The organism is Actinomadura sp. NPDC000929 (assembly GCF_040492065.1).
Classification (GTDB): domain Bacteria; phylum Actinomycetota; class Actinomycetes; order Streptosporangiales; family Streptosporangiaceae; genus Spirillospora; species Spirillospora verrucosospora.
Genome location: NZ_JBEUPA010000017.1, coordinates 17,068 through 41,051 on the forward strand (window position 1 = coordinate 17,068; position 23,984 = coordinate 41,051).

Here is a 23,984-nt window from a genome sequence, read left to right on the forward strand (position 1 = left end):
CCCCTCTCACGGCTCCACGCTTGACAGGCCGCGGCGTCCATGGATAGAAACCTTCTGGTTATAGAACCGGAAGGTTTCTCTTGTGGACACCCGTACTCTGGACACGACGTTCGCCGCGCTGGCCGACCCGACCAGGCGGGCGATCCTGACCCGCCTCACCCAGGGCGATGCGTCGGTGGGCGAGCTCGCCGCCCCGTTCGCCATGAGTCAGCCCGCCGTGTCCAAGCACCTGCGCGTGCTCGAACGCGCCGGCCTGGTCTCGCGCGGCCGGGACGCGCAGCGGCGGCCGTGCCGGCTTGAGGCCCGGCCCCTCCGGGAGGCCCTGGACTGGCTCGCCGACTTCCGCGAGTACTGGGAGGAGAGCTACCGGCAACTCGACGAGCTGCTCGCCCGGCTCGAAGAGCGGGACGGCTCGTGACCGTCTGGCGGCCCCGCGGGCCGGGCCTCGCGGTCAGCACGCCGTCCGACACCGAGATCCTGCTCAGCAGGACGTTCGACGCGCCCCGGCGGCGGGTGTTCGACGCGTTCACCCGTCCGGAACTGCTCAGGCAGTGGCACGGCGCCCGCGGCTGGCGGCTCGCCGTCTGCGAGATCGACCTGCGTCCCGGCGGCGCCTGGCGCTTCGTCTCGCACGGCCCGGGCGGCGCCGAGATGGGCTACGGCGGCGTCTTCCTCGAGGTGGACGCGCCCGCGCGGCTGGTGCAGAGCGAGATCCGCGACGGCTGGGAGGCCGGCGAGGCCCTGGTCACCACCGTCTTCGACGAGCGGGACGGCCGCACCGCCATGAACATCACCGTTCGCTACCCCACCCGCGCGACGCGCGACAGCGTGCTCCGCAGCCCGATGCGGCGCGGTGCGGGCGAGTCCTACGACCGACTCGACGACCTGCTCTCGAAAGGACACCGCCCATGACCGAGTCCCCAAGCCCGGTGCTGCCCGTGCGCCCCGGAATGCTCCTGCTCGAACTCGTCCCGGTACCCGTCGAGGACATCGACCGGGCCAAGGACTTCTACACCGGTCTCGGCTTCAACGCCGACGTCGACGTACGACCCGCGGACGGCGTCCGCTACGTCCAGCTCACCCCGCCGGGCTCGGCCTGCTCGATCGCGCTGACGGAGGGCCTGCCGGGAATGGACATGCCGGTCGGGACGCAGCGCGGCCTGCACCTGGTCGTCAGCGACATCGAGCAGTCCCGGTCCGACCTCATCGAGCGCGGCGCCGACGTGGAGCCGGTGGAGGACATGGGCGGCGTCTTCTACGCCCGCTTCGCCGACCCGGACGGCAACACCTGGACCCTCCAGCACATGCCTTGGCGCCCCTGAACGATTCGCCAGGCCGCAGCGCAGCGTCGGGGGACGTCGTGGGCGCATGGGGGGCGAGCGCCGGGTCGTGAGAGGATCCACGGCAGTCTGTGCTGGTTATGACCGTGGAGGCGTGGATGTACGCGGTGTCCCTGGGCGACGACGGCGCGGAGCTGCGGCCCCTCGAACCGTGGCAGGCCGACGAGTTCCTGGCCCACATCGACCGGGGACGGGAGTTCATCGGCCGGCACGTCGGGCTCCCGGACCGCGTCACGGACCTGGAATCCAGCCGCGCGCACCTGCAGGCGTACGCGGACAAAGCCGCAGCCGACAGGGGGCGCATCTACGGGATCTGGGCCGACGGACGGCTGGTGGGCGGCGTCCTCTTCGTGACGATGGACGTCGACCAGGGCACCGCCGAGGCCGGCTGCTGGCTGGAGCCGTCGGCGGCGGGCAGGGGACTGGTGACGAGGGCGGTGCGCGCCATCATCGACTGGGCCGTCGAGGAGCGCGGCATCCACCGGGTGGAATGGCGCGTCTCGGCCGCCAACCAGCCCAGCATCTCGGTGGCGAAGCGGCTCGGGATGACCAAGGACGGCACCCTGCGGGAAAGCTACCTCTACCGCGGCGAACGGCAGGACATCGAGGTCTGGTCAGTGCTCGCCCCGGAGTGGCGAGCATCCGAACAGGCGCCCTAGAGCCGCTCCCGGTCAGCCGCGGTCCTGGGCGATGGTCCAGCGGCCTGACGTCGCGCGGGGCGCCGGGCGGCTTCCGGGGTCGCCTCCGGAGGGGAACACGGCGATCGCGACGTACACGTGCTGGCCCTTGCCGAGGCCCTTGGGCATGGCGCCGGTGACGTACTGGGCGCCGCTGGTGGCCAGGGCGTCGGCACGGGTTTCGGACCAGACCCCGGCCGACTGGCCGTTCTTCCAGTCGTGGACCTCGAACCGCATCTGGTACTCGTCGCCGAGGCCCATTCCCTCGACGCCGACGACGGCGGTGATGTCCGCCCACGTGGAGAGCGGAGCCACGTAGCCGGGATATCCGTCGGGATGGTCCTTGTCCGGTTCCGAGTGGGAGTTGGCCGGGTCGGCGTGGGTGACGTCCCAGTTGAGGACAGTGAACTGCCCCCACGCCAGAACCTGGGGCCTGGTCTTGCCGTAGCTGCTGCGGATGGGCACTTCGTCCTCCTCGTGTGACCCGAGGGCCAGCGCCTTCAGTTCCGCGAGCGAGCCGCGGAAGGCGTTGACGTCGCAGTGGCCCGTGATCCCCGGTACCGAGCCGCTGGACGAGTACTGCAGGATCGACATCGGCTCTCCGCCGTACGGCATCCAGAACGAGGCGGGAACCTTCTGGTAGAGGGCGGCAGGGGAGCCGGAGCCCGACACGTACCGCGACTGCCAGATCGTGTCGAAGAAGCTGAGGTCGGGCCGGCCGTGCTGCTCCCAGTACCAGCGCGGGAAGTAGCCGATGACGGGATGCCCGCCGGTGCGGCGCTTCACCTCGGCCACCCACGCCCTGGCGGTGGGCGCGTCCGCGCCGGACGCCTCGACGTCGAGTGCGAGGGCGAGGCGGGACACGTCACCGGCCCTGTCCAGGAAGTAGCGGGCCTGCGCGGCCCCGTCGCCCCCGTGGAGGAAGTGGTAGCCGCCCGGTACGAAGTCGGCGCCCAGCGCGAGCATCGCCGAGCGGTTGTGGCTCCAGGTCGGATTCACGTAGGTGGTCGATTCGCTGACCTTGGAGAACCCGAACCGGATTCCCGAGGCGTGGACTCGCCGCCAGTCCGGCCTGCCCTCGTAACTCGCCACATCGACCCCGTACAGCACGACGGCTCCTCCCCCGGCCCCCGCATCGCGGACGGAACCCGATGCGACACCATGAGGAACTTACTCTGAGCAACCGCTTGGTCACGATTGCCGATACGGGAGGAAGCCATAGCGAAACGGACCGTAAGACGCTGTCTCCACGGCCCCGCGCATGGAGACCATCGCCCCGGTCGGCCACACTGTTTCGATGAGATATGTCGGCCGGGTGCCCGCAGCGCCGCTCGACCGGTTCATCGACGACATCTACTGCCTGTCCGGGGTGCCGCGCCACCGCCGGATGAACGTGCCGCCGATGCCGTCCGCGCACCTGTTCATCAACCTGGGCGAACCCGCCCGCCTGCGGGACTCCGACCCTTCGGTGCCCCCGGCCGTGTTCGCCGGCGGATGGTTCATGGGCGTATGGACCCGGCGTTTCCTCATCGAGTACCCGGCGCGCGTGCGGCTGGTCGGGGTGCACTTCAAGCCGTGGGGGCTGTCGCCGTTCGTCGACGTGCCGGCGGCCGAGCTGCGCGACCGCTGGGTGCCCGCCGACGCCGTCTGGCAGCGGTCCGTGAACCGGATCCGCGACCGGGTCGGCGAAAGCGCGTCGGCCGACGAGGCGCTGCGGGTGGTGGAGGAGGAGCTGCGGTCGCGGCTCGCCGAGGTGGCCCCGCGCGGACTCGGGCTGGTCCAGCACACCGGCGGACGCCTGGAGACGTCCCACGGCGCGGTCCCGGTCGGGGCGCTGGCCGACGCCGCCGGGGTGAGCGGCAACCACCTGGCCGTGCAGTTCAAGTCCCACGTCGGCGTCACCCCGAAACGGGTGGCGCGGATCTACCGCTTCGCGCGGCTGATCCTGTCCGTGGACGCCCTGCGCCCGGTCGACTGGTCGGACCTCGCCCACGCGGCGGGCTACTTCGACCGGGCTCACTTCAGCAGGGAGTTCAAGGACTTCACCGGCCACACCCCGGCGGAGTACCTGGCCCTGCGGCGCCGGTTCCCCGCCGAGGCGGGTTTCCCGCCCGACAGCGGCCCGATGCCCGCCGATTGATTTCTTACAAGCGCGGCCGCTCCCGGAGACGACAGGATCGGAGGCGAGCAGGCGACGAGACCCGAGGGGGACCCGTGGGGACAGTGATCATGCACAGCGTCATGTCGGTCGACGGCTTCATCGCCGACGACAAGGACCAGGTCGGAACGCTCCACGACTGGTACTTCGACGGGGACGTCCCGATCGGCGGAGGCGGCGCCGGGGAGTACGACCACTCCGGCACCGGAGGCGGCGTCAGGGTCTCGAAGTCGTCGGCGGAGTACGTCGGGGCGACGTGGGCGTCGATCGGCGTGATCGTGATGGGCCGCACCCTGTTCGACCTGGTGAACGGCTGGGAGGGACGGCCGCCCACGGGCGACCACGTGGTCGTGGTGTCCCACCGGCCCAAGCCCGAGGGCTGGCACCCGGAGGCGTCGTACCACTTCGCCGGCGACGTGACGGCCGCGATCGAGAAGGCCCAGGAACTCGCCGGGGAGCGGGCCGTCGCCGTGAACGCCGGCGACGTGGGCGGGCAGATCCTCGCGGCCGGTTTCGTGGACGAGGTGGCGATGGACGTGGTGCCGGTCGTGTTCGGGACGGGCAAGCGCTTCTTCGGCGCCGTCGACCGTCAGTACCTGCTGGAGGACCCGCACGTGGTCATCCAGGGCGAGCGGGTGCTGCACCTGAGGTACAAGGTGCGTCGCTAGGCCCGCACGGCTGGACACCAAGCCGGGACACCGCTTCGGCGCTCCCCCGTCACGCGCGGGCATGGGGCGTGCGGGCAGGTCAGTCGACCGGCGCGAGGCACAGGTTCTTGGCCAGACCCCGCGGGTCCACGCCGAGAAACGTCTTGACCATCGCGCTGCTGTTCCAGCCCGAGTAGTACTTGCAGCCGTGGGTGGCATCCTCCCGATCGGGGTCGTCGGGGTCGTCGGCCGTCTGGCCGACGACCTTGTAGGCGGTGCCCTTGGCCAACCGCAGGCCGCACGGCGTCTGGTACCAGTCCCCCTCCTTCGTGCCGAACCCGAAGTCGGAGTCGCCGGAGAGGTACACGCAGTCACCGATCGTGGCGCCGGCGGCCGGCCGCCCGTAGACCTGGCGGCCGACGACCATGGCCAGCCCGAGCAGGCCCGCGACCACCGCGACCGCCACGGCCGTCTGGCGGACGGTCGAAGCCCGGCTCCACCACGATGCCCCGTCACCGACCCGTGTGCGGCCGTCGTTCGTTTCGGCGGGCGGCCGGCGGACCTCGGTGACCGTCGCACGCTCGGCCTGGCCCGGGTCCCGGAGGCCCGGGCCTTCCGGTCCGGCCGCCCGGGCGAGCAGAACGCGCGCCTCGGAGATCGTCGGACGCTCGCCCGGCTCCTTGGCCAGGAGGCGGGTGATGAGCCCGGTGAGCCCCCCGGCGCGCCCCGGCGGCGCCGGAGGGTCGTTGATGACGGCCTTCAGCGTGGCGGAGGTGGTGTCGCGGCGGAACGGGGAGACGCCTTCCACGGCGTGGTAGAGCGTCGCGCCGAGGGAGAACAGGTCGGAGGCGGGATCGTCGTTCCCGTCGATGCGCTCCGGGGCCATGTACTCCAGGGACCCGATGAACGCGCCGGTCGCGGTGAGCGTGGTGTCGGCGTGATGGACGGCGATGCCGAAGTCGGTGAGGACGGCGTCCCCGCCGGGGGTGAGCAGCACGTTCGCCGGCTTCACGTCCCGATGGACGATTCCGGCGGCGTGCGCCGTCTCCAGCGCGTCCAGCAGGCCGGCGGCGACGCGTGCGGCCCCGGCGGCGGGCAGGGGGCCGGACCGCGCGATCCGGTCGTGCAGCGAGTGCCCGTCGACGAGCTGCATGACGATCCAGGGAAGGCCGTCCTCGACGACGACGTCGTGCACGCTGACGATGTTCGGGTGCTCGCGCAGCCGCGCGGCGTTGCGCGCCTCGCGGGTGGCGCGCGCGACCCTTTCGGTCAGCTCGGCGGCGGGCGGCCGCATCTCCTTGACCGCCACGTCGAGCCCGAGGACGGTGTCCCGCGCCCTCCAGACGAGGCCGAACCCGCCGCGCCCCAGCGTCTCGACCAGCCGGTACCGCCCGCCGACCAGCCGTCCGGGGGCCGTCTCCGGTGCACGTGTCACACCGGCGAACCTACCGACGCCCTCAACACTCGTACAAGGATGTTCTTTTGTCGCGACGAGGCTTCCACCGGGGATCCCGGCGGCTCTCGTGCTCGCCGGGGTCAGAGGCCGATGTTGCTCTTGGCGCCCATGTAGGAGCCGGCTCCGGGGAAACCGGCCCCCGCGAGGGCGGCGAACCGCTCGCCGAAACCGAGCCCCACCAGGTCGGAGAGCCCCACGAACTCGACTCCGCGGATCGGCCGGGAGTCGGCCGTCCCGGCCACGGCCCCGGCCGCGCCGCCCACGCGGCGCGCCTCGAAGGTGATGTGCAGGACGTGCGCGCCACCGCGAATGTGATCGCAGACGTACAGCAGCCGACCGACCTCGACGTCGACGCCGGTTTCCTCCCGCATCTCCCTGACCAGCGCATCGGCCAGCGGCTCGCCCTCCTCCACCTTGCCGCCCGGCAACGACCACGACCGCCCGGTGTCGGTGTCCTGGTCCAGCAGCAGAATCCGGCCGTCCTCGATGACGACCCCGGTAACCCGTACGTCCACGCCGGCAAGCTCCCCGATGGCCCTCCCTCCACACCTGGAGCGAGGGGCGTCTGCTCGTTCATGCAAGAAGCCGCCGACCAGAACTCGTCTGATCGGCGGCTTCGTGTGCCGTGGAGGTGGCGGGAATCGAACCCGCGTCCTTCGGTGATGGGTCAGGGCTTCTCCGGGTGCAGCCTGCTTAGCGTTTTCTCAGTCCCGGCGCTCACGCAGGCGTGTCGCCGACGGACTCAGTCGCTGTTAGATGTCCCTACCGGGCCCGCGACCGGACCGGAAGGTGGAGTCTCCTAGCGATGCCAGACCCCGGGACGGAGACGCGCCCGGGCTGACAGAGTTCGCTCCTCGCTCAGGCGGCGAGGGCGAACTCGGACTGCTTCTTGTTGGCAGTTATTGGTTTGCTGTCACAGGATTTACGAGGTCACGACAGCAACCCTCGACCCGCTTCCCCTGGCTCGAACGACCGAAGTCGAAGCCGGTCACCCCCATGTTCAATTGTCAAAGCGTCCGTCCGAGGACGTCCGCACGATGACGCTACAAGGATAACGCGTGCGAGGGCAACGTGATTCCCCCGGACACACGTGAACCCCGGTGGACGCGAACGATGTCGCGTCCACCGGGGTCGACCGGCAGGGTCGGGCCGGCCCGGACGGCAGAGCCTCCCCCGAGACGAGGCTCTGGTCTCATCACGGCGACTGAGTCCGCAACCCCCCAAGCGGTGGCTCAGTCACCCGTAAAGACGCACGCGGGGGGCGGGTTGGTTGCGTCCCGTCCGTAAAGAGCTGACAAAGGGCCTAACCGCCGAGGAACTTCGCCGCCAGGGCCGGGGTGTTGACGACGCCCTCGACGGCGATGGCGAAGGCGCGGTCGCCGCTGGACCCGACGAACCAGGAGACGGTCTTGGGACGGCCGCCCTCGTTGTAGGTGGTGAGGGCGGCGACGCCGACGACGTCGCCGGACACGCGGGCGCCGCGGGCGTTGCCTCGGGACGCGGTGCGGCTCAGGACCCTCTTGAGGTTCGAGATGGACTCCGACGGCGGGCTCTGGGCCTGCGGCGCCTGGGCCGTCGTGGACGGATCCTTGAGGACGTAGGGCGGCCGCCAGGTGCCGCTGTAGGCGGCGGCGGCCACCATGGCCATCGCCAGCGGGCTGACCTGGACGGCGCCTTCGCCGACCATGGCCGCGGCCTTGTCGCCGTCGTTCGCGGGCGCCGGGACGGAGCCGGTGAAGGCGGGGACGCCGAGGCCCCAGTTCTTGCCGATTCCGAGCTGCGCCGCCTCGCGGAGGAGGGTCTGGGCGTCGACCTTGCCGCTGAGCTGCGCGAGGGTCGTCTTGCAGGACGCGGCGAAGTGGTTGGCGAAGCTGCTGTCGGGGCGGGCCTTGTTGGTGAACGTCTTGCCGCCGACGGTGACGGTGCCGGGGCAGGTGGTCTCGGTGGACTGCTTCATGCCGGCCTGGGAGAACAGCGCCAGCGCGGACACGATCCCGAACGTCAGGCCGGGCGGGTAGTGGCCCTCGAAGGCGAGGTTCTGGCCGCCCGTGCCGTGGTTGGCCACGGCGAGCACCTCGCCGGTGCTCGGCCGCACGGCGACCATGGACGCCGGGAACTGCAGGGCGGCCAGGGCGTCGTCGGCGTGGTGCTGGTAGACGGGGTCGAGGGTCGTCTGGACCTGCTGCGGCTCCTGGCCGGGCCAGGAGCGCAGCTGCTCTGTGCTCTTGCCGGTCTCGTCCTGCGCGACGACGCTGACCGTGGGCGTCCCGGCGAGACGGCGCTGCTGGAGCAGCTGGATGCCGCTGACGCCGATCGTGTCGCCCGGCTGGTAGGGGGCGCCGACCTGCTGGAGCCGGTCGGCGGTGGCGGGGCCGAGGTTGCCGATCAGCTCGGGGGCGTACGCGGGCGCGATCGGCGCGCGGACGCCCTGGAACTGCAGCCCCGGGATGTGGGTGAGCCGCTGGATCAGCGCGTTGTGCGCGGGGACCTGAAGGGTCAGCAGCGGCAGGTACGTCTGCGGCGGGGCCGACCGGACGCGGCCGAGGAGGCGCTCGGAGTCCAGCCGCCGGCCGCCGTCGATCTTGGTCTGCTTGGCGAGCAGGTCGATGGTCTTCTGCGGGTCGGCGAGCTGCCCGGGGAACACCCCGACCTGGTAGGCGCCGATCTCGCGCAGCGCGGAGCGGCCCTGCGTGTCGGTGATCGGGGAGCGCTTCGGCACCTGCGTCACCACGGCGAGGCGCTGCCCCGGCTTCAGCTTGGTGTTGATGATGGAGGGGTCCCAGACGACCTTCCACTTGCCGCCGACGCGGCGCAGGTGCATCAGGCCGGGGTACTCCCACGGCTGCCCGTTCTCACCCAGGTCGATCTTCACGGTGAAGCGGGCGTCGGCCTCGTCGCCCTTCTTGACGATCTGGTCGACGCCGGAGCCCTCGACCTCGGTGCCGAGCGACAGCCGCAGGGACGCCGCGTCGAGCTGCTGCCGGACGCGGCCGAGCGCGTCCTCGACCTGCCGGCGGTCGGCGCCGACGGTCCGCCCGGCCGCGGCCTCGTAGTTGCCGACCTGCCAGGCGATGAGGAAGTCGCGGACGGCGGGCATCGCCGACGGCTCGGCCCAGCACCCGGTCGTCATCGTCCCGACCAGCGCGCCGCAGGCCGCCAGAGCGACCGCCCGGCGGCGCGCGGGCGAAAGCAGCGGCGTCCGGGCCCCGGCACGGGCCCGCCTCCGGCCTCGGTTCGTCATCGACACCCTTCACCGTCTCCTGAACCGGGCCGCCGCAGCCTTCTGCATCTCCCGCTGGGCTTCCCGCTTGGCGATGGCCTGGCGCTTGTCGTAGGTCTTCTTACCACGGGCCAGGCCGATCTCGACCTTGGCCTTCCCGTCCTTGAAGTACAGGGAGAGCGGGATCAGCGTCCAGCCCGGCTCCTCCGACTTCGCGATGATCTTCTGGATCTCGCGGCGGTGCAGCAGCAGCTTGCGGCGCCTGCGGGGGGCGTGGTTGGTCCAGGTGCCCTGCGTGTACTCGGGGATGTGGACGTTCTCCAGCCACACCTCGCCGTCGCGCACGTGCGCGAAGCCGTCGGCCAGGGACGCCCGGCCGGCGCGCAGGGCCTTCACCTCGGTGCCCATCAGCACCATGCCCGCTTCCCACGTGTCGTCGATGTGGTAGTCGTACCGGGCCCGCTTGTTCTGGGCGATGAGCTTGCGCCCGGTGTCGTTCTTCCGCCCGGTGTCCCGTGCCACGTCCTCAGTCCTCAGTCCCGCGTCGTCGTCTTCAGCCCGGCATCGCCGCGTCGAGGCCGTGCAGCACCGTCCGGGCGCGTCGCTCGGCCGCCTTCGCGGGGCGGTCGGCGGAGACCTCCACGTCGGGTTCGATGCCGACCCCGTCGAGGTTACGGCCGCTCGGGGTGCGGTAGCGACCGACGGTCAGCTCGATGACCGACCCGTCGGCGAGCCGGAGGGGTTCCTGCACCGAGCCCTTCCCGTACGTACGCGATCCTACGATCACCGCGCGGTCGCGGTCGCGCAGGGAGCCCGCGACGATCTCCGCGGCGCTCGCGGTGCCCGCGTCGACGAGCACGACGAGCGGGGTGCGGGCGTCGCCGGGAGCGGTGACGGCGCGCCGCTCGGCGGGCCTGCCGCGCGGCTCGTAGGTCACGACCGGGCCGTCCGCCAGGAACGCCGACGCCGTCTCGACCGCCTCGTCCACCAGCCCGCCGGGATTGCCGCGCAGGTCGAGCAGGACGCCGCCCGCGGGCGAGCGCCCGGTCACGGCCGCGCGGACCTGCCGGCCCGTCCCGCGGGTGAAGGCGCCGACCCGGATCATCCGCGCGCGCTCGGGAAGCTCGGTCACGGTGACGTCCCCTCCAGAGACCTTCGTGCGGACGAGGTGGAATCTCCTGGTTCGACGCTCGCGCTCCACGGTGAGTTCGACCGTCTCGTCCGGACGCCCGCGCAGCGCCTCGGCGACGCGGGAGATGTCCCAGCCGGTCACGGAGGCGTCGCCGACGCGGGCGACGACGTCGCCGGCCTGGACGCCGGCGCGGGCGGCGGGGGTGCCGGGCTGGACGCTCGCCACCAGCACGCGTGAGTCGCCGTCCTCGCGGCCGAGCCACAGGCCGACGCCGCTGTAGCGGCCGGTGAGGCGGCCCTCGACGTCGTCGTACTCGCGGGCCGAGTAGTAGTGCGCCCACCGGTCGCCGAGCCCGCGCAGCATGCCCTCGATGGCGGCGCGGTCGAGGGCGCCGCGGTCGACGGGCCGCGCGGCCCGTCCGCCGATCTTCACGGCGGCCTCGTCGAGGACGGAGCCGCCCCCGGCGACGGCCGCGTGCCGATCGGAGCCCGAGCCGCTCACGACCCCCGCGCCGTAGGCGCAGACGATCGCCGTCGCGATGGCCGCGCCGCGCAGCACGCCGCCCCGTCTCCTGCTCAGCGGGGACACGGACGCGACGGGGGCGCGGAGGGGACGACCATGCGGCAAGTGTAGGGCGGCGCCACGGCCCGGATCCGGCGGTTGGGCCGGATCCGGCGGAGGCGTCAGATTCGCAGGTATCTGCGCAGGGTCAGGAACGAGGAGACGGCGCACAGCAGGACGCCGAAGCAGATCGACACGATGATGACGAGGATCACCACGCTCCAGCCGAGTTGGCTGACGAGCTGGACGTCCCCCGCCAACCGGTCGACCAGGAGTTTCTTACTGAAGATCAGCAGCACCGACGCGAACAGGCCGCCGATCAGCCCGGCGATCGCGCCCTCCAGGATGAACGGCAGCTGGATATAGGTGTTGGACGCCCCGACCAACCGCATGATCCCGGTCTCCCGGCGCCGGTTGAACGCCGACAGCCGGACGGTGTTGCCGACCAGCATCACCGCGGCGATCACCTGGATCAAGGCGATCGTCAGCGCGGCGACCTGCAGTCCGTTCAGGATCCGGAAGAACCGCTTCAGGATCTCCTGCTCGTTGATGACCGAGTCGACGCCGGGCTGGTTGAGCATCGCCTGCGCGACCGCCTTGTACTCCTCCGGGTTCTTCAGCTTGACCCGGAACGAGTCGGGGATGTCGCCCTCGCGGGTGCTCTCCACGAACCCGGGCGAGCCGGCGAAGCGGTCCTTGAAGCGGGCGTAGGCCTGCTGCTTGTTCTCGTACTGGACATCCGAGACCTGCGGCATCTTCTGCAGCTGCGCCTTGAGCGTCTCCCGCTGCTGCTCGGTGACGTCCTGCTTCTGGCAGACGGGGTTGGAGCTCGTCTTCGCGCACAGGAAGATCGAGACCTCGATCTTGTCGTACCAGTAGCTCTTGGACGCGGAGACCTGCTGCCGCAGGAGCAGCCCGGTGCCGAAGAGCGCCATGGCGATGGCGACGGTGATGACGAGGGAGATCGTCATCGTCATGTTCCTGCGGAGACCGATCCAGATCTCCTGGAGAACGAACTGTACGCGCATGCCTCGCTGTCCTTGATCGCCGTTGCTGGGCCGGGAGCCGGGGCGCCGCGGGACGCGGCGGGCGGCTTCCTTTCGGGCACCCCTCGGGGTTTCCTACGACCCGGCGGGAATCGATGGTTCAGATGTCAGTGCGCCCGTGTCGGCACGCCTGTGTCGGTACGCCTGTGCCAGCGCGCCCCGTGTCAGTACGCCTGGCCGTACACGCCGCGCGACTGGTCGCGGACGACGCGGCCGTCCTCCAGCTCGACGACGCGCTTGCGGAAGGCGTCGACGATCGCGGCGTCGTGGGTGGCCATCACGACGGTCGTGCCGGTCCGGTTGATGCGGTCCAGCACCTTCATGATGCCGATCGAGGTCGCGGGGTCGATGTTCCCCGTCGGCTCGTCGGCGAGCAGGATCATCGGGCGGTTGACGAAGGCCCGCGCGATGGCGACGCGCTGCTGCTCGCCGCCGGACAGCTCGTCCGGCATCCGGTGGGCCTTGCCCTCCAGGCCGACCAGGTCGATGACCTCGGGGACGACCTTGCCGATGAAGCGCCGCGGCTTGCCGATCACCTCGAGGGCGAACGCGACGTTCTCGAAGACGTTCTTGTTGGGCAGGAGGCGGAAGTCCTGGAAGACGCAGCCGATCCTGCGGCGCAGGTGCGGCACCTTCCAGTTGCTCAGCCTGCTCAGGTCCTTGCCCGCCACGTGCACGTGACCCTGGGAAGGACGCTCCTCCTTCAGGACGAGGCGCAGGAAGGTCGACTTACCGGAGCCGGACGGGCCCACCAGGAACAGGAACTCGCCCTTCTCGATGGCGACGTTCACATGCTGCAGGGCGGGTCGGTTCTGGCTCGGGTAGACCTTGGTGACGTTGTCGAAATGGATCACGGCTGCATCACGGCGGTTCGCTGTAGGGGTTGGGGAGCGGGCCGGCCCGCGGCCACGGAAGCCTCCGTGACCCCTTGCCTGCGCCGCCCGGCTTCACGGCCAGGTGGGACGCGGAGCCTTCGAGCAGTGTAGAGGGGAGAGGCGACCACCTCGTCCCACTCGCAGTGGTACGGGCGCCCGGGGCCGGCACCGCGTCCGATCAGTTCGTGACGTCCGATCAGTGCCATGTGAACCGTCTCCCGACGTCCGGCCGTTTTATACCGTCTAGCCCCCGGACTTGCCGGAACGACCATACAGTCCGGCTACGCTGGATGATGGCGAAAGATACCTAATAGGTGGACGAACGACCACACAGGCCGACGCTTCCCGCACGGACCGCGTGCCGTTGTCGGAGATTGGGGCCCACGACATGAGCTGCGAACATCTCATCTGCGCCCGGTGCTCGCACCCGGTGGTGGAGGGACGCTGCCCCACCTGCCGGGAGGCCCGCTCGGAGCTGCACGACCACGGCCCGTCCGTGCCGCCCGCCGTCGTCCTGGCGATACTCGTCGCGCTCCTGTTCGCGGCGCTCGTCCTCCAGCGCGTCTACGGCTGACCGGGGCCGACGCCCCCGACGCGTCACGGCTTCTTGATCGGCGGCGTGCCCGCCTTGGTCACGGCGCCGTCGTCGGCGACCATGTGCGCCTTCGGCTGCGCGGCGCCCTTCCGGGCCTTCGGCGGGTCGAACGCGGCGAAGTGCAGCGTGGCCGTGGTGTCGACCTCGTTGCCCTCGACGGTCCCGTCGAGCAGGTGCTCGGCCTCCTGCGGGATCTCCGGCTTCGGCGTTCCGGGATCCTTGGCGATCAGCGAGGTGTTGCGGAACAGCGAGTAGATCACCAGCCCGCCGCCGTGCTCGGTCCGCAGCCCGAAGTAGGGGAACGGCGTCGCGGTGTAGACGGCGGTGTAGGTGATGTCCTTCTTCCTGGCCTTCTTCCTCGCGCGCTTGGCGTCCTGGTAGAAGCCGGTGGTGACGGGGTTCGACCGCATCACCTTCGCGGCGACGCTGCGCGGCCCCTCGGCGGCGATCGTCGCCTGGATCCCGCCGACGTCGCGGGGACGGATCAGCACGGTCGCGTCCTCCGCGCTCATGGCCGTCGCGTACCCGGCGGCGTCGACCGCGACCTTCGGCTCCTTCACCTTCTCCTGCAGGAGGGTCGCGACCGTGAGCTTCCAGTGGTCGGACGGCCCGCGCAGGATGAAGCCCATCAGCGCCCTGCGCCTGCTCTTGGGCTGGTCCACAACCGAACGGTCGACCGACACCACGAACCACTGCGGGTAGGCGGCGTCCCTCAGCTTCGGCACGTAGAGCTTGGGGGCGCCGTAGACGAAGCGCCGAACCGGGTCGCCGTCGTAGGCGGCCTTGCGGAACTCCGCCGCGGTCAGCTGCGACTGGCCGTCGGACGTCCACGTCAGCGCCAGGCGTTCGTCGCCGGCGGCCCTGGCCACGTCCTCGTCGGTCACGTAGGAGCGGAACGCCCGGTCGGCGACCTGGGGGGTGAGCGCCACCGGCGCGGGCGGGGACGTCTCGGGCATGGTGACGGTCGGCCGCGCCTCCGTCCTGCCCTCGGCGCAGCCCGCGGCGGTGAGCAGGGTGAGCAGCGCCCCGGCCGCGACCACCCGCAGGAAGCTGTGCAAAGACCCGTCCCCCGGAGCGAGATTTCAGGGCCGGCCGCCCTCGGCCGACCTCCTCGGCCCGTGATTCTGCCACCCGCATGATATTGGCCGGACCTCCGCCCGCCCGCCGCGAGGCGATAAGCAGTGCCGGGACGGCGATAGGCTCGGACCGTGGCAGGCATCGAACCCGAAGAACAGCTCAAGGAGCTCGCCTCGACCCTGTCCAGCATCGAGCAGGTGCTGGACCTCGACACCATGCGCCGCGACATCGCCGAACTGCGCGAGCAGTCGGCCGACCCCGACCTGTGGAGCGACCAGGAGCGCGCGCAGGCCGTGACGCGCCGCCTGTCGTACCTGGAGAGCGAGCTGAACCGGGTCGAGGGCCTGCGGCAGCGGCTGGAGGACGCCGCCACGCTGTACGAGATGGCCCGCGAGATGGACGACGCCGACACCCGCACCGAGGCCGACGAGGAGCTGGCCGCGCTGCACAAGGCCGTCCAGCAGCTCGAGGTGCGCACCCTCATGTCGGGCGACTACGACGCCCGCGAGGCGCTGGTCACCATCAACGCGCAGGCCGGCGGGGTCGACGCGGCCGACTGGGCCCAGCAGCTCCAGCGGATGTACCTGCGCTGGGCCGAGCGGCACGGCTACCCCACGGAGGTCTACGACACCTCCTACGCCGAAGAGGCCGGCATCAAGTCGACCACGTTCGCCGTGAAGGCCCCCTACGCCTACGGGACGCTGCGCGGCGAGCACGGCACCCACCGGCTCATCCGGATCTCCCCGTTCGACAACCAGGGCCGGCGGCAGACGTCGTTCGCGGGCCTGGACGTCGTGCCGGTGGTCGAGCAGAGCGACCACGTCGAGATCGACGAGAGCGAACTGCGGATCGACGTGTACCGGTCGTCGGGGCCGGGCGGCCAGGGCGTCAACACGACCGACTCCGCCGTGCGGATCACCCACATCCCGAGCGGCATCGTCGTGTCCTGCCAGAACGAGCGCAGCCAGCTCCAGAACAAGGCCACGGCCATGAACGTGCTGCAGGCCAAGCTGCTGGAGCGCAAGCGCAAGGAGGAGGCGGAGGAGCTCTCCGCGCTTCGCGGCGAGGGCACCACGAGCTGGGGCACCCAGATCCGCAACTACGTGCTGCACCCCTTCAAGATCGTCAAGGATCTGCGCACCGGCGTCGAGGTCGGCAACACCTCCGCGGTCCTGGACGGCGACATCGACGAGTTCATCGAGGCCGAGATCCGCTGGCTGCGCCAGCAGGAGAGCGCCTGACCCGAGATCGTCCCCTGAGCGGTCCCCCACCTTTTCGCGCCGACTTTCGTGTTCGCAGAGTGATCACATGATCACTCTGCGAGGATGCCGGATGGTCCGGACCAACGTCGCCATTCGGGGGGCCTCATGGCAGCACGCACTCTCGTTCCGATACTCCTACCCGGCCTGCTGGCCGCCGCCGTGAGCACCGGCTGCTCCGGCGGCAACACCTCCTCCGCGGCTCCGGGGAAGCCGCAGGGGGCGCCCGCCCTCACCAAGGAGGAGGCGCAGCAGGTGCTCGCGTCCTTCGCCACGGGGATGAACCAGGCGGGGCTCAGATTCAGCGGTAGGACGCTGCGCACGGTCGAGACCGACCCGCAGCTCACCATGGACGTCGCCGCGCTCAAGCTCCGCCGCGCCGTCCGGCAGCGTCCGCCCAGGGTGGCCTTCACCCACACGACCTTCTACATCCCGCGGCTCACCGGCTACCCGCACTGGTTCGCCGCCGACACCGTCAGCGGGAGGGGCAAGCAGGCCCTGCGGCACGCGCTGCTGTTCACCCGGGCCGGGCAGAACGCGCCGTGGCTGCTGGCCGCCGACCCGTACCCGTCCGAGCTCGCCCTCGGCCGCGTCGCGCTCGACCCGCAGGGGTACGCCACCCCGGTCGCCCCCGACGCCGGAGACCTCGCGGTCGCCCCCGCGAAGCTCCCCAAGGCCCACGCGGCGCTGCTCACCGACGGCCCCCGCGCCTCCGGGGCGTCCGTCCTGGCCGACGGGGCGAAGACCAGCGAGACCTACAAGGCGCTCAAGGCGGGCGAGAAGACCCTCGCCGGGCGCGGCGTCACGCTCTCGTCCCGCTTCTCCCCCGCCGAGTACAAGGTCTACGGGCTGCGCACCAAGGACCGCGGCGCCGTCGTCTGGTACGTCCTCAAACAGAACGAGGCGTACTCGGCGGCCCAGCGGGGCAGGCTCGCCGTGAGCGGCGACCTCGTCGGGCTCGCCCCGTCCACCACGGCCCGGACGCGCCTGGACACCACCGTCCTCGTGCAGTACCTCGCCACCATCCCGCCCAAGGGGCGCGCCACCGTCAGCGGCATGTACCGCAAGGCCGTCACCGCCCAGGGCTCCTGAACCCCGTCGGGCGCCGGCCGGCCCGCCCCTCCTGACCGCTGCGGCGGACCCGGCCGGCGCCCGATGGCTTCTTCTCCTCCTTCGGGCCAGGCGGCCCGAAGGAGGAAAAAGAGCTATTCAGCAGGCAGGGAGCTCGACGTGACCAGGGTGCGGATGGCGCCGAGGGCGACCGAGAGGGTCGCCAGGTCGAAGCTGTCGCTCTCCCAGATCTCGCTCAGCGTCTGCTGGGCTCGCTGGACGGCGGGCTTGTTCTTGTCCGCCCAGTGGATCATTCGTTCCTCGGGGTTGCCGACCGGGCCGCTGGTGACGAGGACGTCGCGGGTGAGGGCGGAGTGCGCGGCGTACAGGTCGTCGCGGAGGGCGGAGCGGGCCATCGAGCGCCACTTGTCGTCGCGCGGGAGCGCGATGATGCGTTCGCGCAGACGGGACAGCTGGAGCCGGTCCGCCAGATCGAAGTAGATCTCGGCGACCTCCTCCACCGGACGTCCCGTGTCGTGCGCGATGCCGACCACGTCGAAGGTGGAGTAGGCGGGGACGAACGTGGCGCACTGCTCGGCCAGCTCGTCCGGGACGCCCAGCTCGGCGAAGCCGTCGCGGCGCTGCTCGAAGGCCGCGAGGTCCAGCCCGACGAGCAGCTTCGAGAGGTGCGCGCTCAGGGTGGCCGCGCCGCCGCAGAAGAAGTCGATCGTCTCCTGGATGTCGAACGGGGGGCGCCGGTTGTGCAGCAGCCAGCGGGCGCCGCGCTCGGTGAGCTTGCGGGCCTCCAGCAGCATGGCGACCTGCGTCGACTCCTCCACCTGGTGCGACAGGTTCTCCACCGACCGCCAGAACCGCGGCATCTGGAAGACGTCGCGGGCGACGAGGTAGGCGCGGGCGATGTCGGACGAGGAGGCGCCCGTCTCCTCGTTCATCCGGAACACGAACGTGGAGCCGCTCGCGTTGACCACGTCGTTCACCACGGCGGTCGTGATGATCTCACGGCGGAGCGGGTGCCGGTCCATGTAGGGCCGGAACCGCTCGCGCAGGGGCGTCGGGAAGTAGTCGACCAGCCACGACTCCAGGTAGGGGTCGTCGGCGAGGTCGGAGGCGACGAGGTCGGCGTCCAGTGCGAGCTTGGCGTAGGCGAGCAGCACCGAGAACTCGGGGCTGGTCAGCCCGTGGCCGGACTGGCGGCGCTCGGCGAGGGCCTTGTCGTCCGGCAGGGCCTCCAGGCGCCGTTTCAGGCGGCCGTCGCGCTCCAGCTTGCGCATGTACCGGGCGTGGACGTGCAGCATCGCGGGCGCCTGCGCGCGGGCCGCGGCGAGGACCACGTTCTGCGCGTAGTTGTCGCGCAGGACGAGCCGCCCCACCTCGTCGGTCATCTCGTAGAGCAGCCCGTCGCGCTGCTTGCCGGCCAGTTCGCCGTCCCGCACCGCCTGGTCGAGCAGGATCTTGATGTTGACCTCGTGGTCGGAGGTGTCGACGCCCGCGGAGTTGTCGATGAAGTCGGTGTTGATCAGACCGCCGCCGCGCGCGAACTCGATGCGGCCGAGCTGGGTCACGCCGAGGTTGCCGCCCTCGCCGACGACCTTGCAGTGCAGCTCGGCGCCGTCCACGCGGACGGGGTCGTTGGCCTTGTCGCCGACGTCGGCGTTGTTCTCGGTGGACGCCTTGACGTAGGTGCCGATGCCGCCGTTCCACAGCAGGTCGACCGGCGCCCGCAGGATGGCCCGGATCAGCTCGAAGGGCGGAAGGGACTTCACGCCGTCGCCGAGCCCGAGCGCCGCCCGGACCTGCGGGGTGATCTGGATCGACTTCACGGAGCGGGAGAACACGCCGCCGCCCTTGGAGAGCAGCGAGGTGTCGTAGTCGGCCCAGCTGCTGCGCGGCAGCTCGAACAGGCGCCGGCGCTCGGCGAAGGAGGCGGCGGCGTCCGGGTCGGGGTCGAGGAAGATGTGCCGGTGGTCGAACGCGGCGACCAGCCGGATGTGCTCCGACAGCAGCATCCCGTTGCCGAACACGTCCCCGGACATGTCGCCGATGCCGACGACGGTGAAGTCCTCGTTCTGGATGTCCTTGCCGAGGGCCCGGAAGTGGTACTTCACCGACTCCCAGGCGCCGCGGGCGGTGATGCCCATCCCCTTGTGGTCGTAGCCGACCGAGCCGCCCGAGGCGAACGCGTCGCCCAGCCAGAACCCGTACTCGGCGGCGACGCCGTTGGCGATGTCGGAGAACGTCGCGGTGCCCTTGTCGGCGGCGACGACCATGTAGGTGTCGTCGCCGTCGTGGCGGACGACGTTCGGCGGCGGGACGACCTTGCCGTCCACGAGGTTGTCGGTGAGGTCGAGCAGGCCGGAGATGAAGTCCTTGTAGCAGTCGATGCCGGCCTTCTGCCACGCCTCCCGGTCCACGGACGGGTCGGGCAGCTGCTTGCCGACGAAGCCGCCCTTGGCGCCCGCCGGGACGATGACGGTGTTCTTCACCGCCTGCGCCTTGGCCAGGCCGAGGATCTCGGTGCGGAAGTCCTCGCGCCGGTCCGACCAGCGCAGCCCGCCGCGCGCGACCGACCCGAACCGCAGGTGCACGCCCTCGACCTTCGGCGAGTACACGAAGATCTCGTAGGTGGGGCGGGGCAGCGGCAGGTCCGGGATGCCCGCGGGGTCGAACTTCATCGCCAGGTACGGCTTGTTCTGGTAGTGGTTCGTGCGCAGGGTCGCCTGGACGAGCGCCAGGTAGGAGCGCAGGATGCGGTCCTCGTCGAGGCTCGCGACGTCGTCCAGCTTGCCGCGGATCTCCTCGGTGATGCCGTCGCTGCGCTCCTCCTCGCCGCCCTGCAGGGTCGGGTCGAGCCTGCTCTCCCACAGCCGGATGATCAGCCGGGTGATGGAGGCGTTGCGCAGCAGCACCTCCTCGAAGTAGCGCTTGGAGAACGCCGCGCCCGCCTGCCGCAGGTACAGGGCGTAGGCCCGCAGGACCATCGCCTGCCACCAGGTCAGGCCGACGTGCAGGACGAGCGCGTTGAAGCCGTCGTTCTCGATGTCGCCGCGCCACAGGACCATGAACGCGTCCTGGAACAGGTCCTTGACGGCCTCTTCCGGGACGTCGGCGGGCGGCGAGTACCGCAGCCCGAGGTCGTAGATCCAGAACCGGCGGCCGTCGGAGGGGTTGATCTCGTACGGCCGCTCGTCGATGACCTCGACGCCCATGTTCTGCAGCAGCGGCAGCACCCGCGACAGCGAGATCGGCTCGCCCATCCGGTAGATCTTCAGCCGCCGCTCGCCGGGCCCGGCGCCGGCGGGCTCGTACAGGTCGATCGAGGTGTCGGTGGCCTCGTCGAGCGCGTCGAGGCGGCGCAGGTCGGCGACGGCGGTGCGGGCCGGGAAGTCGGCCTTGTAGCCCTCGGGGAACGCCTCGCCGAACGAGCGGCCGAGCGTTCCGGAACGTTCCTCCCCGCACTGGTCGACGATCGCGTCGGCGAGGTCGTCCTCCCAGGAGCGGGTCGCGTCGGCGAGCCGCTCCTCCAGCTCCGCGACGTCGACGTCCGGCAGCGGGCGGCCGCGCTCGCCGCGGACCACGACGTGCAGCCGGGCCAGGTTCGACTCGGTCACGTTCGCGCTGTAGTCGACGCTGACGCCCTCGAACGCGTCCTTGAGGAGGTCCTGGATGCGCAGCCGGACCTTGGTGGTGTATCGGTCGCGCGGCAGGTAGACCATGCAGGACATGAAGCGTCCGTACAGGTCCTTGCGCAGGAACAGCTTGAGCTGGCGGCGCTCGCGCAGCCGCAGGACGCCGAGGGAGATCTTCAGCAGGTCGTCCACCGAGATCTGGAACAGCTCGTCGCGCGGGTAGCTCTCCAGGATCTCGATGAGGTCCTGGCCGTCGTAGCTGTCGGGGGTGAACCCGGCCCGCTCCAGCACCTCGTCGAGCTTGGGCCGCAGGACGGGCACGTGCGCGATCGACTCGCTGTAGGCGACGTGCGTGAACAGGCCGAGGAACCGGCGCTCCCCGATCACCTCGCCGGCCGCGTCGAACTTCTTCACCCCGATGTAGTCCAGGTACAGGGGGCGGTGGACGGTGGAGCGCGAGTTCGCCTTGGTGAGGACGAGCAGGCGCTTCTCCTTCGCCTTCTCGCGGACCTCCGGCGGCAGCGCGGCAAAGCCGGCGGACTCGCGCTTGTCCATGCGCAGCACGCCGAGGCCCGAGCCGGGCTCGGGGCGCAGCGCCGTGCCGTCCTCGGTGAGCGTGTAGTCGCGGTAGCCGAGGAACGTGAAGTGCCCGTCGGCCAGCCAGTCGAGCAGCTCGACGCCCTCGCCGATCTCCTTGTCGGACAGCGGCGGCGGGACCTCCTGGACCGCGGTCGCGATCTCGTGGGCGCGGGCGCGCATCTTGGGCTCGTCCTCGACGGCGACGCGCACGTCCTGCAGGACGCGGATCAGGTCCTTCTCCAGCACGTCCAGGACGGCCTGGTCGGTGGTGCGGTCGACCTCGAAGTGCATCCACGACTCGTCGACGTCGGTGTCGCTGTCGTGCTTGCCGCGGAACGCCCGCAGGTGGCCCGCGACGTCCCGGTCGACGCCCAGCAGCGGGTGGACGATCATCTGGGTGGCGAACTGGTGCCGGCTGAGCTCCATCGTCACCGAGTCGACCAGGAACGGCATGTCGTCCGTGACGACCTGGACGACGGTGCGGCCGGGGTTCCAGCCGTCCTCCTCCAGCGTCGGCGTGAAGACGCGCACCTTCGCGCGTCCCTGCGGCCGCTCCTCGCCGAGCGCGCGGTGCGCCATCGCGGCCCCGCAGACGGCGGCCGGGTCGCGCTCCACCAGGTCCTCGCGCGCGACCTGCCGGTAGTAGAGGCGGAGGTAGGCGAGGACCTCCTCCACGTCCCCGCGCGCGTCCGGACGCCGCGCGCACGCCTCGGCGGCCCGCCGGAGCAGGTCGTCCTTCGCTTGATCGAGCATGCCGCTCATCGACAATCTCCCCTTGAGACCCATCGCCACCTCGTTGTGGCGCCGCTCACTGCACGAGCGTAACCAGGAATCGCCGCAAAGCCGACCTGGTCCTGTGCATGGCCGACGTGGCCTATCCCACCTTGCCAGGACGCCGGGGGCGACTCCGGGTGATCTTGGAAATCGGAGGGTGCGGGTGTCAGCCCGTGCCCTGCGCGCCCGTCCCCGTGCCCGTGCCCGTCCCCGTGCCGGTGCCGTCACCCGGGTTGGTGCCGCCGTCTCCGGGGTCGGTCGGACCGGGGTCGGTGGGCGTGCCCGGGTCGGTGGGCGTGCCGGGGTCGGTGGGCGTGCCGGGGTCGGTCGGCGTCGCGGTCGGCGAGCCGGTCGGGGTCGGGGACCCCGTCGGCGTGGGACTGCCGGTGGGCGTCGGGCTGCCGGTGGGCGTCGGGTCGTAGGACGCCGGCGGCTCCTCCTGCACGGGCCGGCGGGTCGTCGGCGGCGCGGTGGTGGGCACGACGTCGGTCGAGGCGGGCGGCGCGCTCGGGTCGCTGACCTTGCGGCCCGCCTTGCCGCTGTCGCCGGAGCCGAGCAGCAGGACGGAGGAGACCACGATGAACGCGACCACCAGGGCGGCCGCCCCGGCGAGCACGGCGGAGCGTCCCGAACCGGCGAGCGAGCGCCGCAGACCGCCGCCCTTCCCGGCGGCGCCGGGCAGGGTGTCGTCGGCGCCCCATGCGGCGGGCGCGCCGGGCGGACCGGACCCGTAGGCGTCCGGGACGTCCCCGGCGGCCTCCGCCGGGGACGCGAAGGCGTCGTCGTCGAAGACGGGGCTCTCGGCGAGGCCCGCGTCGTCGGCGAGCGCGGCGGCGGGCTCGAACGCCTCGTCGCCGTCGCCGCCCTCGGCCGCGAGGACGGACCCGGCGGCCAGCATCGCGGTCTCGTCGGTGTCGCCGGACGGGCGGGCGGCCGGGCGCGCCGCGGCCTCCTCGTGCCCGAGCAGCCGCATCAGCACCTGCCGGGCGCCCGGGCGGCGGGAGGGGTCCTTGTCCAGGCAGTCGACCACCAGGTCGCGCAGCGGGCCGTCGAGGCCGCCGAGCTCCGGCTCCTCGTGCAGGATCCGGTTGATCACGGCGGGGATGGTGTCCTGCCCGAAGGGCGGCTCCCCGGTCGCGGCGTACGCCAGCGTCGCCGCCCAGCAGAACACGTCCGCGGGTGTCCCGACCTCGTCGCCGCTGATCTGCTCGGGCGCCATGTAGGACGGGGTGCCGATCACCCGGCTGGTGAGGGTGGTGCCGCCACTGAGCGCGCGGGCGACGCCGAAGTCGATGACGCGCGGGCCGTCGGGGCCGATCAGCACGTTGTGCGGCTTGAAGTCGCGGTGCACGATGTCGGCCTGGTGGATGGCGGCGAGGGCCGTGGCGGTGCCGACGGCGAGCCGGTCGAGCGCGGCGCCGGCGAGCGGGCCGTGCTCCAGCACCTGCTGGTTCAGCGAGGGGCCCGGCACGTACTCGCTGACGATGTAGGGGCGGTCGCCGGTCGCGTCGGCGTCGATCACCTGCGCCGTGCAGAACGGCGCCACCTGCTTGGCGACCTCCAGCTCGCGCAGGAAGCGGGCGAGCGCCTTCTCGTCGGACGTCAGCTCGGCGTGCAGCAGCTTGATCGCGACCTGCCGGCCGTCCTCGGCCACGCCGAGGAACACCGTGCCCTGGCCGCCCTCGCCCACCCGGCCGATCAGGGCGTAGGTTCCCAGCCGGTCCGGGTCTCCGGACCGCAGCGCCCCAACCTCCATGAGTGGAACCGTCCCTCTCCTTGATCGGCGAATCGAGCGGGCCCGACCCGAGTTCACCCCTCCGACTGTGTGACGCGCGAGGCCGGAGTCGAGTTCACCCGATCCCGCGACCATTCGGAGCGATACGGACGATCA

20 protein-coding genes and 1 other RNA gene are annotated in these 23,984 nt (G+C 71.4%); 9 read left to right on the top strand and 12 right to left on the bottom strand.

Annotation, left to right across the window (positions count from 1 at the left end):
* Nucleotides 1–82 precede the first annotated feature (82 nt).
* From ABWI04_RS09310 to ABWI04_RS09325, 4 genes are all read left to right on the top strand, one after another.
* A complete protein-coding gene (locus ABWI04_RS09310; protein WP_345177856.1) occupies nucleotides 83–418 on the top strand; it encodes an ArsR/SmtB family transcription factor in 336 nt (111 codons plus the stop codon).
* The gene (locus ABWI04_RS09315; RefSeq protein ID WP_345177854.1) at nucleotides 415–912 is read left to right on the top strand and encodes an SRPBCC family protein; all 498 of its coding nucleotides are present in this window, start codon (nucleotides 415–417) and stop codon (nucleotides 910–912) included. Before ABWI04_RS09310 ends, ABWI04_RS09315 begins: the two co-directional genes overlap by 4 nt.
* Nucleotides 909–1,322 (top strand): VOC family protein, encoded by a 414-nt coding sequence (locus tag ABWI04_RS09320; protein WP_353832088.1) that lies wholly within the window; start codon nucleotides 909–911, stop codon nucleotides 1,320–1,322. Before ABWI04_RS09315 ends, ABWI04_RS09320 begins: the two co-directional genes overlap by 4 nt.
* A gap of 116 nt (nucleotides 1,323–1,438) precedes the next feature.
* A complete protein-coding gene (locus ABWI04_RS09325; protein ID WP_345177892.1) occupies nucleotides 1,439–1,999 on the top strand; it encodes a GNAT family N-acetyltransferase in 561 nt (186 codons plus the stop codon).
* 12 nt (nucleotides 2,000–2,011) lie between these two features.
* Here the strand turns inward: ABWI04_RS09325 and ABWI04_RS09330 are convergent, their stop codons facing one another.
* The gene (locus ABWI04_RS09330) at nucleotides 2,012–3,127 is read right to left on the bottom strand and encodes a glycoside hydrolase family 25 protein (protein WP_353832089.1); all 1,116 of its coding nucleotides are present in this window, start codon (nucleotides 3,125–3,127) and stop codon (nucleotides 2,012–2,014) included.
* A gap of 187 nt (nucleotides 3,128–3,314) precedes the next feature.
* On the opposite strand from ABWI04_RS09330, the gene ABWI04_RS09335 reads away from it, so the two are divergent.
* Nucleotides 3,315–4,157, top strand: a complete 843-nt coding sequence (locus ABWI04_RS09335) for an AraC family transcriptional regulator (RefSeq protein ID WP_353832090.1) — start codon at nucleotides 3,315–3,317, stop codon at nucleotides 4,155–4,157.
* Nucleotides 4,158–4,231: 74 nt separating this feature from the next.
* Entirely contained in the window at nucleotides 4,232–4,843 is a 612-nt protein-coding gene (locus ABWI04_RS09340; RefSeq protein WP_353832091.1) for a dihydrofolate reductase family protein, read from the top strand.
* A gap of 79 nt (nucleotides 4,844–4,922) precedes the next feature.
* Here the strand turns inward: ABWI04_RS09340 and ABWI04_RS09345 are convergent, their stop codons facing one another.
* The 8 genes from ABWI04_RS09345 to ftsE all read right to left on the bottom strand — a co-directional run bounded on the left by ABWI04_RS09345 (nucleotide 4,923) and on the right by ftsE (nucleotide 13,091).
* Nucleotides 4,923–6,257 carry a serine/threonine-protein kinase gene (locus ABWI04_RS09345; protein ID WP_353832092.1) on the bottom strand — a complete coding sequence of 445 codons (1,335 nt, stop codon included), beginning with the start codon at nucleotides 6,255–6,257 and terminating at the stop codon, nucleotides 4,923–4,925.
* A gap of 101 nt (nucleotides 6,258–6,358) precedes the next feature.
* Nucleotides 6,359–6,793: an NUDIX domain-containing protein gene (locus ABWI04_RS09350; protein ID WP_353832093.1), complete on the bottom strand. Its 435-nt coding sequence runs from the start codon at nucleotides 6,791–6,793 to the stop codon at nucleotides 6,359–6,361.
* A 108-nt stretch (nucleotides 6,794–6,901) separates the two neighbouring features.
* Nucleotides 6,902–7,274, bottom strand: a transfer-messenger RNA (tmRNA) gene (gene ssrA / locus ABWI04_RS09355).
* A gap of 307 nt (nucleotides 7,275–7,581) precedes the next feature.
* Nucleotides 7,582–9,519, bottom strand: coding sequence for a penicillin-binding transpeptidase domain-containing protein (locus tag ABWI04_RS09360; RefSeq protein ID WP_345177842.1), 1,938 nt, complete (start codon nucleotides 9,517–9,519; stop codon nucleotides 7,582–7,584).
* Between the two features lie 9 nt (nucleotides 9,520–9,528).
* On the bottom strand, nucleotides 9,529–10,020 hold the full coding sequence (gene smpB / locus ABWI04_RS09365) for an SsrA-binding protein SmpB (RefSeq protein ID WP_345177839.1): 492 nt from the start codon (nucleotides 10,018–10,020) through the stop codon (nucleotides 9,529–9,531).
* A gap of 31 nt (nucleotides 10,021–10,051) precedes the next feature.
* Nucleotides 10,052–11,188, bottom strand: coding sequence for a S41 family peptidase (locus ABWI04_RS09370; protein ID WP_353832094.1), 1,137 nt, complete (start codon nucleotides 11,186–11,188; stop codon nucleotides 10,052–10,054).
* Nucleotides 11,189–11,313: 125 nt separating this feature from the next.
* Nucleotides 11,314–12,219: a permease-like cell division protein FtsX gene (ftsX, locus tag ABWI04_RS09375; protein ID WP_345177836.1), complete on the bottom strand. Its 906-nt coding sequence runs from the start codon at nucleotides 12,217–12,219 to the stop codon at nucleotides 11,314–11,316.
* A 182-nt stretch (nucleotides 12,220–12,401) separates the two neighbouring features.
* Complete coding sequence (ftsE, locus tag ABWI04_RS09380; RefSeq protein ID WP_067453578.1) at nucleotides 12,402–13,091, bottom strand: cell division ATP-binding protein FtsE; 690 nt, start codon at nucleotides 13,089–13,091, stop codon at nucleotides 12,402–12,404.
* A 409-nt stretch (nucleotides 13,092–13,500) separates the two neighbouring features.
* On the opposite strand from ftsE, the gene ABWI04_RS09385 reads away from it, so the two are divergent.
* The gene (locus tag ABWI04_RS09385) at nucleotides 13,501–13,686 is read left to right on the top strand and encodes a hypothetical protein (protein WP_345177834.1); all 186 of its coding nucleotides are present in this window, start codon (nucleotides 13,501–13,503) and stop codon (nucleotides 13,684–13,686) included.
* Between the two features lie 23 nt (nucleotides 13,687–13,709).
* Here ABWI04_RS09385 and ABWI04_RS09390 read toward each other — a convergent pair whose 3' ends face one another.
* On the bottom strand, nucleotides 13,710–14,765 hold the full coding sequence (locus ABWI04_RS09390) for a DUF8094 domain-containing protein (protein ID WP_353832095.1): 1,056 nt from the start codon (nucleotides 14,763–14,765) through the stop codon (nucleotides 13,710–13,712).
* A 150-nt stretch (nucleotides 14,766–14,915) separates the two neighbouring features.
* Between ABWI04_RS09390 and prfB the strand changes: the two genes are divergently transcribed.
* Both prfB and ABWI04_RS09400 read left to right on the top strand, forming a co-directional pair.
* Nucleotides 14,916–16,025: a peptide chain release factor 2 gene (prfB, locus tag ABWI04_RS09395; RefSeq protein ID WP_345177829.1), complete on the top strand. Its 1,110-nt coding sequence runs from the start codon at nucleotides 14,916–14,918 to the stop codon at nucleotides 16,023–16,025.
* Nucleotides 16,026–16,151: 126 nt separating this feature from the next.
* On the top strand, nucleotides 16,152–17,135 hold the full coding sequence (locus ABWI04_RS09400; protein WP_345177826.1) for a DUF8094 domain-containing protein: 984 nt from the start codon (nucleotides 16,152–16,154) through the stop codon (nucleotides 17,133–17,135).
* Between the two features lie 113 nt (nucleotides 17,136–17,248).
* Here the strand turns inward: ABWI04_RS09400 and ABWI04_RS09405 are convergent, their stop codons facing one another.
* Nucleotides 17,249–22,081 (bottom strand): NAD-glutamate dehydrogenase, encoded by a 4,833-nt coding sequence (locus ABWI04_RS09405; RefSeq protein ID WP_353832097.1) that lies wholly within the window; start codon nucleotides 22,079–22,081, stop codon nucleotides 17,249–17,251.
* 178 nt (nucleotides 22,082–22,259) lie between these two features.
* On the bottom strand, nucleotides 22,260–23,849 hold the full coding sequence (locus ABWI04_RS09410) for a serine/threonine-protein kinase (RefSeq protein ID WP_345177822.1): 1,590 nt from the start codon (nucleotides 23,847–23,849) through the stop codon (nucleotides 22,260–22,262).
* Nucleotides 23,850–23,984: the final 135 nt, after the last annotated feature.

Excerpts from the sequence above, each read along its gene's own strand:
- ABWI04_RS09320 (WP_353832088.1), top strand. The coding sequence starts at position 909 with ATGACCGAGTCCCCAAGCCCGGTGCTGCCCGTGCGCCCCGGAATGCTC.
- ABWI04_RS09325 (WP_345177892.1), top strand. The coding sequence starts at position 1,439 with ATGTACGCGGTGTCCCTGGGCGACGACGGCGCGGAGCTGCGGCCCCTC.
- ABWI04_RS09335 (WP_353832090.1), top strand. The coding sequence starts at position 3,315 with ATGAGATATGTCGGCCGGGTGCCCGCAGCGCCGCTCGACCGGTTCATC.
- ABWI04_RS09360 (WP_345177842.1), bottom strand. The coding sequence starts at position 9,519 with ATGACGAACCGAGGCCGGAGGCGGGCCCGTGCCGGGGCCCGGACGCCG.
- ftsX (WP_345177836.1), bottom strand. The coding sequence starts at position 12,219 with ATGCGCGTACAGTTCGTTCTCCAGGAGATCTGGATCGGTCTCCGCAGG.
- ABWI04_RS09385 (WP_345177834.1), top strand. The coding sequence starts at position 13,501 with ATGAGCTGCGAACATCTCATCTGCGCCCGGTGCTCGCACCCGGTGGTG.
- ABWI04_RS09400 (WP_345177826.1), top strand. The coding sequence starts at position 16,152 with ATGGCAGCACGCACTCTCGTTCCGATACTCCTACCCGGCCTGCTGGCC.
- ABWI04_RS09405 (WP_353832097.1), bottom strand. The coding sequence starts at position 22,081 with ATGAGCGGCATGCTCGATCAAGCGAAGGACGACCTGCTCCGGCGGGCC.
- ABWI04_RS09410 (WP_345177822.1), bottom strand. The coding sequence starts at position 23,849 with ATGGAGGTTGGGGCGCTGCGGTCCGGAGACCCGGACCGGCTGGGAACC.